The organism is Thiothrix sp., from assembly GCF_028714775.1.
Lineage (GTDB): Bacteria > Pseudomonadota > Gammaproteobacteria > Thiotrichales > Thiotrichaceae > Thiothrix.
In genome coordinates this window covers 1-4,690 of record NZ_JAQTLS010000059.1, presented here as the reverse complement: position 1 = coordinate 4,690, position 4,690 = coordinate 1, and the positions used below count along the sequence as shown (strand labels likewise).

Genomic DNA, 4,690 nt, shown 5'->3' with positions numbered 1-4,690 from the left:
TGCTGCGTGTAGCAATTACATAAGCGCCCCATCGCGACATTCGGCGGATCAATCCAATGGTTCGCAGCGCAGCGCGGCATGATGGCCTTGAGTTGGCCTTTGGTGAGCGGCATGGGTGGTTACCTTTATATAAGAAGATCCTTGGGTTGGCATCGTGAATTGGTTTGCGAAATTCCCGATGTCAGCATTAGCTTCTGCAAATGGCGAAAAAATATTCTGGTGCATCTGGTTCGTACATTTGGTTCCAAGAATGGGCTCAATCTTCTTTAATTGCCGCACACAGCACGGTAGTAGCGATGATCACTTGATTCCCCTTCTTTTGGGGCACTCAATGTATGATTTGCGACAATCGTGCGGAAGAGGTGTATGTGTCTCGCTTCGTTCTTTGCTTCTTCCTTGAACCATGCCAAGCGTTGTTGATTAAGTTGTGCATCTTGTTCAGGGGAAACATCCTTGATATTTAGGCCTGAAGTGATGTATTGCAAGCGACCAACGGAGCGGTATATACCGTTTCCATTGAGTTCTCTAAGAATTCCATACGGCAGTGCATGGAAAGTGTCTAATTCGATCTGAGTGGGGGGAAGGTGTGGCACGATGTCCCCTTGGTTTTCAAAACGCCAAGTAGGGATATTTTTTGCGTTATATAGGCTCGCAAAATCTTCCCCACCTGCCCGTGATGCGGCAAAGGTATAGACCTCAGTAACATTGAAGCCGCCTTGCTTCAACCGCAATGCGGCAAGTTGTGCAATTGATCCGCCCTTGCTATGACCGGTAATATAAATTTTTGAATTTCCCAATTTCCCGGCAGTTTTCCATTCGTTCAGCACGCGTAGTATGGGCTGCCATGTGTTATCCAGTGAAGCCAGAAAGCCTGTGTGAACCGTTCCCATGTTTTGGTCATGGCTTGGCTGTGCTTTTGCGTCATTAACCCAGTCTGCTATAACAGTTTCGGCATCAGCTGATCCAGGCGGTTGTGTCCCGCGAAATGCGATGATGACGTCATTGCCCATGAGACCGATGAATGCAGCATCTCGCACAAGGTCATCGCGTTGGTCGTCTTGCACTTTACCGACTGCACCAACAGCCTGTTGTATAACTGAGCCACAAAATTGCGCGTCGAGTTCGCCATCATTTTTGATTTGGTAGGCGCATTCAGATGCGTGCAACATCTTGCACGCAAGTGGACTGATTGTTGCATTCGGCAAATCTGGTTGTGGTGCGATGGGCGGCATCTTAGTTGCGCATCCACTGAGACATATCAAGGTTAAAGCGGAACGAATAAAGTTTTTCATCATGTTTAGATTATTTTTGCCGGATGGATGAATGGCTCGCAGAGGGCGAGCATCCGATTGATAAAATCAAGGCAACTCTCATTGGAATTATCTCCGGGAATGCCCAGCTTTTTCAGCATTTCTCTTACGGTGATTAATCCAAGTTCACGATAACTTTCAAACTGCGATTCTTCGAACCACTGATCACCTGTGCCTTGGTGTGGGAAGTCATGATGCGTGGCGGCATAGTGGTATATATCCATAGGTTCGTTGCCGCGCAATACAGGCTTGAGGTAAATCAGCACGCCATCATTTTCCGCCTGATCGTCATATTTGATCCGGCCATAAGCCATGCGGGACTTTGCCTTCCTGGGTAGGAGTTTTTCCATGCCGAACATTTTGATGTCCACACCAAAATCCACGCGGCATTTTTGAATTGCATTGCCGAGGTCTTCAAACTCGAAACCCTCCATGCTGTCGGCTCCGCTGTCGGAAACCAGAATCAGCTTGCACCGGCGACGCACCAGTTCGTAAATGCCGAGGTTCTCGAAATGCCCGCCGTCGGTGAGGTTTACGAACTTTGTGTTTATGTTAGTCGAACCAAATAATTCGCTTAGTAAGCAGGGAAGTCCCTCACGCGGGCTAGACAAGCCAATCTCATCTCCAGCAGTATTGGGACACCACCTTCCTAAACGGATATTAAAAAATGTCATTAAAAAGGCTAAAGGCGGCGAGGAGTGATAGCCCATGTTGGGGCTGGCAGCCGCCCCCGATATGGCAATCGCCGTGCCGAGCATGACGCCTTTCTGTTCAGGCAGGATGCTACGCATGTATTTTTCAGTGGGGACATAATGCTGATGCTGTGGTGAAAGTTGGTAGCCGCAGTAGTGGGGCGAGAATAAAAATGAAATTCCACGCCGTTCTTGCCACTGCAATTCATTGTTGGTGACTTTGGTCAGGTTGAGAGTGGTGTTCACCAGATGCACAGGGCGTTGCCGCGCAAGTTCAGACAAAGCCAAATCGTCGTACTCGTCAAAATCGACAAATGGGTTGGGTTTGCGGTCTGTATTGGATGCGCCCAAATAGGCACGCGCCAATCGACTGCGATAGAACTGGTGCATGGAAAATACATTTACATCTATGCGCCGAGCAAAAGCTGTCCCAATTAGCAGAGAGATACCGAATGCTCCCAGTAGTGTATAAAAATCGATACGTACATTGGCTTGTAAGGTTTCTTTCATGCTTTGGCGCATATTCGGCTGGGAATCTAGAGGGGTGGCCTCGAACTTCTCAAACTTTTTGTCCTTGATGGTAATTGTGTAATCACTCCGTTGCGCTTCACTAATTTTTTCTTTTTTAATGCCAGAATAAGCTAACAAGCCATTGTGTAGCCCAGTGGATAGAGCGATCAACAAACCCAACACGATTAGATATGGCGCAATACCCAGCCATTTTTCTAGAAGCGGGTTGGTATTTTTTCCGCCACTTTTGTCACTGCGCGCCAACCAGAAAGTTGCTACCGAACCGAGTGCCCAAGCTACGCCACCGCTGTAGGCTATCCAGTCGCTGAGGTAGTCAATCAAGGCTGGTGCAAAAAGTGCGAGTGAGGTGAAGGCTACCCATGCCATTTCCAGTGCAAATACCTGACCACCCGCGCGGCCTAGCCATTCACGATTTATTTCGCTGAAGCCGCGACCGACGAGTCCGATGTGGATGAGGGCGGCCATGCAGAGTATTTGTAATAGGATGACGGGGCCAAGTACTAGCGAGAACGCGCCAAGCAAATTAGCAGGAATATATCCTGGTCTCAGCAACTCACCATAGCCATAAAGCATCAGCCCAAGCGCGACACCAGATATAGCAGCCCAACATTGCATCTTCCAGTTTTTCCATTGCGGTGAGATAAGCCATGTCAATGCGTAAAGTACGCCTCCGAATTTCGATATTGCTGGCAGAAAGAGACATTGCTGATGTTGATTGAGGTAAAAAATGAGAACTGCCCCACATGACCCTAGCAGTGCAGCAATCACAGCAGGAAGCGCATTACGGCTATCGGGGCGAGTCAAGCCAACTCGTACAAGGAATATCGCTGCAATTAGTAGTACGCCTGTAGTTATCGAAAGAATGGTAAACAGACCATTTCCGTGAATAGTTGCCATCCATCTTCCGGCTCGCATCAAAAGATACGGGGCCAGTAGTATCGCCATCAACAGGCAAATCAATATCGTTTGGTTGAGCAATAGATTGCGAAACAGTCCCGCCAGCGCGGCCAAGGTGTCCAAGCTAAACAAGCCATAGCGTGGCGTGAGATAGGCACTATAGCGACGCAGCCATTGAATGGAAGATTCACCCTTGGGCAGTTTTTGGTCGGTCTGCGATACCTTTGGCTCTGGCGTCAATTCATCTTGCAGCTTATCTAGTGCGGTTTTTACATGACTAGCATCCGGTTTGTTTGTTTTCTTATTGTTTGTGTTGAGGTTGGCTACGACTATCGCTTTGCGATGCAATAGAGCAGAAAACCAACTGCCGATATAGCCGCCACCTGACACGGTAGAAAGATAATCAATTCGCTTGAGTAGATGGGCTTCTGCCAATCCTTGCAACACGCCGAGGTTGAACGTAGCGCTACGGATACCTCCGCCGGAGAAAGCTAAGCCAAATTTTGGTTCAGATAATTGTGATTCATCATTTGGGTAACAGGCTTTTCGCCCATCTTGAATGACCTTATTTTCTTTTTCATCGCCGTAAAGAGGAGGCTTTGTTTCTAATGACGAAGAGTCAGGCATGGTAACTTCCCTTGATTAACAAAAATATCCTGCTTGCATTGTAGATTAAGCCACTTAATGCGCAGGTGGCGAAATATGAACTGCTCTCGCTTAATTGCCACCTTTCTAATAGCTTAGCTGGCTGATTTAATTTTTCAGAGTTTAGCTATGCTTCCAGTAAATTTTGTTTACGCCGCTCGAACTGGATGGCTGCGCCGATGGCGTTGGCGGTACAACTGCCGAGTTGTCCCTGATCGTAAACGGGCGGGCAGCACCCGCAAGGGGCAGGTCGTGGTTGTAAAGCCAATAAATCGGCAACAACCGCTGAATCCCCTTTTTACTTTTTCGTTGCTTACATCAGCCACTGCACTTGCAAACCGTCTTTGAATTTGTGCTCCCATTGGGTATTGTGGGAGCTGTTTTTGTGTAATGGGATATTTGCTTTTTTTATTTATTCTTGCAAGGGGAAAAAATGCCTAGATATACTTAGGTACACATAGGAAATTGCGCATTCCAGCTGGTGTTTCTTTAGGGGATGCGCTGGCTGCGAAACCAGGCTTTATCGCGGCCAAGGCCGCTCCTGCAGCAGCGCGGTTAATTCGCCAGTGCTTCCCTGAATGCAGAGCACTGTGCCTGCGCGGAAGGCAAACATGA

The 4,690-nt window shown here is 48.1% G+C and carries 2 protein-coding genes; both read right to left on the bottom strand.

Features of this window, described 5'->3' with window-relative positions; genetic code table 11:
* Positions 1-266: 266 nt before the first annotated feature.
* Positions 267-1,232 (bottom strand): lipase family protein, encoded by a 966-nt coding sequence (locus PHE17_RS21470; protein ID WP_301017973.1) that lies wholly within the window; start codon positions 1,230-1,232, stop codon positions 267-269.
* A 65-nt stretch (positions 1,233-1,297) separates the two neighbouring features.
* Positions 1,298-4,057, bottom strand: a complete 2,760-nt coding sequence (locus PHE17_RS21465) for a patatin-like phospholipase family protein (protein WP_301017972.1) — start codon at positions 4,055-4,057, stop codon at positions 1,298-1,300.
* Positions 4,058-4,690: the final 633 nt, after the last annotated feature.

What these genes read in the sequence shown, in the direction of transcription:
- PHE17_RS21470 (WP_301017973.1), bottom strand. Translation starts at nt 1,232, where the DNA reads ATGCCGCCCATCGCACCACAACCAGATTTGCCGAATGCAACAATCAGT.
- PHE17_RS21465 (WP_301017972.1), bottom strand. Translation starts at nt 4,057, where the DNA reads ATGCCTGACTCTTCGTCATTAGAAACAAAGCCTCCTCTTTACGGCGAT.